This window comes from Nocardiopsis sp. NPDC055824 (assembly GCF_053616335.1).
The window spans coordinates 1-3,085 of record NZ_JBSHDN010000363.1 but is presented as its reverse complement, the minus strand read 5'-3'; the positions used below and the strand labels follow the sequence as shown (position 1 = coordinate 3,085).

General features: G+C 69.0%; 2 protein-coding genes. Both read right to left on the bottom strand.

Features of this window, described 5'->3' with window-relative positions; translation table 11 throughout:
- The coding region (locus ACWGL3_RS31785; protein WP_452462146.1) for an LVIVD repeat-containing protein at positions 1 to 1,371 on the bottom strand (1,371 nt) is incomplete at its 3' end.
- 142 nt (positions 1,372 to 1,513) lie between these two features.
- Entirely contained in the window at positions 1,514 to 2,920 is a 1,407-nt protein-coding gene (locus ACWGL3_RS31780) for an LVIVD repeat-containing protein (protein WP_267948594.1), read from the bottom strand.
- Positions 2,921 to 3,085: the final 165 nt, after the last annotated feature.

Here is a 3,085-nt window from a genome sequence, read left to right as displayed (position 1 = left end):
GGGCCTGTACTCGGGCTGGGACTGCGGGTTGAACTCGTCCATGCGCACGCGCTCGGCGGCCCGCAGGCGCGGGTCGTCCAGCTTCAGCACGTCGATGCCCCGCTCGATGTCGGAGGAGTAGACGTAGCCGTTGTAGTAGTACGCGGACCAGCTGTCGTTGTCCTGGACGCCGTCCTCGACACGGGAGTCGATGTCGAAGTAGCCGATCTCCTCGGGGTTCGCCGCGTCGTTGAAGTCGATGACCGAGACTCCGCCCGTGTACCAGGACTGCACGAAGAAGTCCTGCCCGGGCACCGGGATCAGCGAGCCGTTGTGGGCGACGCAGACCTCCCCGCCCTGGTGGCGGTCGATCTTGAAGTAGCTCTGGAACGACAGGTCGGCTTCGGCTCCGTCACCGTCGAGGGAGTAGACGGCGTCGGCGCCGCGCTCCGGGCCGATCTCCTCGGTGCAGGTGGGGGCCCCGCCTCCGCCGAGCTCGTCGGTGAAGACCACGTTCCTGCCGTCGTTGGTGAACGTCGCCGAGTGCCAGAACGCGAAGTTGGTGTCCTGCACGACCTCGGTCACGACCGGGGCGGCCGGGTCCGAGATGTCCATCAGGATGCCGTCGCCCATGCACGCGCCCGCGGCGATGTCCCTGCTCGGGAAGACCGTGATGTCGTGGCAGCCGGAGGTCCCGGTGTTGCCGCCCTCGGGGAAGAGCACGGGGGCGTCGACGAGCTCCGCCGAGGCCGGGTCGTCGACCGGCACCTCGATGATCGAGATCTTGTCGTGCGGCGGCTGACAGTTGGGGAAGCGCTCGGAGGGCGAGTACGACGACACGTAGACGTACTCGTGCTCGCCGTCCTCGCCGGGCACCAGCGTGTTGGTGTGCGAGCCGCAGTCGGTCGCCACGGCCGCCACGTACTGCGGGTTCGCCTTGTCCGAGATGTCGAAGATCCGAATGCCCTCGAAGCCCTCCGGGTCGGTCGTGGGCACCGAGGCCGCACCGCACTCCGTACCGGCGCGCGGGTAGTCGACCGAGAAGTACAGCAGGTCGCCGCTCACCGACACGTCGCCCTGCCCACCGGGGCAGAGCACCTCGGACACGACCTTCGGGTCCTCGGGCTCGGAGATGTCGTAGACGACGAATCCGTCGTAGTTGCCGCCGATGGCGTAGTCGCCCGTGAACGCCAGGTCCGAGTTGGTGCTGCGCACCGCGTCGGGCTTGGGCACGTGGGCGACATGGGTGACGTTGCTGCTGATCTCGTCGGCGGGCGCCTCGTCCGCGTACGCGGAGGCCGGGCTCAGCAGGCCGACGAGGAGCGTCCCCGCGGCGGCGGAGAGGGCGGCCGTGCGCGCGAGGCGCCGACCGGGGGTGGGTGGTGCGGACATGGGGGTTCTCCTGTGCGCTAGGGGGTTGGCGGGGGCTTGTCCCGGGGCCGCGGCGCGCGCCACGCCGCGGCCCCGACGTCCGTGCGCCGGACCCTCCCGGGGACCGGGAGGGTCGCGCGGCGCTGCCGGACCCGGGGGAGGGTCAGCGCCCCTCGCCCCGGCCGGGCCTGTACTCGGGCTGGGACTGCGGGTTGAACTCGTCCATGCGCACGCGCTCGGCGGCCCGCAGGCGCGGGTCGTCCAGCTTCAGCACGTCGAGTCCGCGGGAGATGTCGGAGGAGTAGACGTAGCCGTTGTAGTAGTACGCCGACCAGGAGCCGCCCAGGACGAGCCGGTCGTCGTCGATCGGGTCGCGGTCGAAGTGGCCGATCTCCCTCGGGTTCTCCGGGTCGTTGAAGTCGATGACCGAGACGCCGCCCTGGTACCAGGACTGCACGAAGAAGTCCTGCCCGGGCACCGGGATCAGCGAGCCGTTGTGGGCGACGCAGTTCTCGGTGGCGGTCTGGTGGCGGTCGATCTTGTAGTAGCTCTGGAATTCGAGCGCGTCGTCGCCGATGGCGTAGATGGCGTTCGCCCCCCGCTCGGGGCCGATGGCCTCGCTGCAGGTGGCCGCGCCCCCGCCGCCGAGCTCGTCGGTGAACGTGACCGTCTCGCCGTTGTTGGTGAACGTCGCCGAGTGCCAGAACGCGAAGTTGGTGTCGCGGACGACCTCGGTCACGACCGGGGCGGCCGGGTCGGAGATGTCCATCAGGATGCCGTCGCCCATGCACGCGCCGGCCGCGATGTCCTTGGTCGGGTAGACCGTGATGTCGTGGCAGCCGGAGGTGCCGGTGTTGCCGCCGTCGGGGAAGAGCACGGGGGCGTCGACGAGCTCGGCCGAGGCCGGGTCGTCGACCGGCACCTCGATGATCGAGATCTTGTCGTGCGGCGGCTGACAGTTGGGGAAGCGCTCGGAGGGCGAGTACGACGACACGTAGACGTACTCGTGCTCGCCGTCCTTGCCGGGGACGAGGGTGTTGGTGTGCGAGCCGCAGTCGGTGGGCACGGCCGCCACGTACTGCGGGTTCGCCTTGTCCGAGATGTCGAAGATCCGGATGCCCTCGAAGCCCTCCGGGTCGGTCGTGGGCACCGAGGCCGCACCGCACTCCGTACCGGCGCGCGGGTAGTCGACCGAGAAGTACAGCAGGTCGCCGCTCACCGACACGTCGCCCTGCCCACCGGGGCAGAGCACCTCGGACACGATCTGCGGGTCCTCGGGCTCGGAGATGTCGTAGACGACGAAGCCGTTGTAGTTGCCGCCGATGGCGTAGTCGCCGGTGAACGCCAGGTCCGAGTTGAAGTCGCTCATCGACTCCGTCTTCGGGACGTTGGTCACATGAGTCACGTTGGAGCTGGTATCGGCGTCGCTGACGAACGCGTCGTCGGCGGAGGCGGAGGCGGGACCGAGGAGTCCGGCCACGAGGGCGGCCGCTCCGGCCAGGGTGAGGCCGGTCAGCCCTCTTCGGGCCGAGGCGTATCTGGGGCGGGGGGTCGGGGGGGATGACGCCATACGAACTCCTGATTCTGATTGGAGCGAAACAGGAAGAACGTACACAGTTCAACATCAACATGTATAGGGGGATACAAAAGAAACATGGTTGTTAACACGGTGTCGGCCTGACCCGATCTGGCTGCACAACGCGACTAGCCGCAGGCGGCTGCGGGGCCCGCCAGG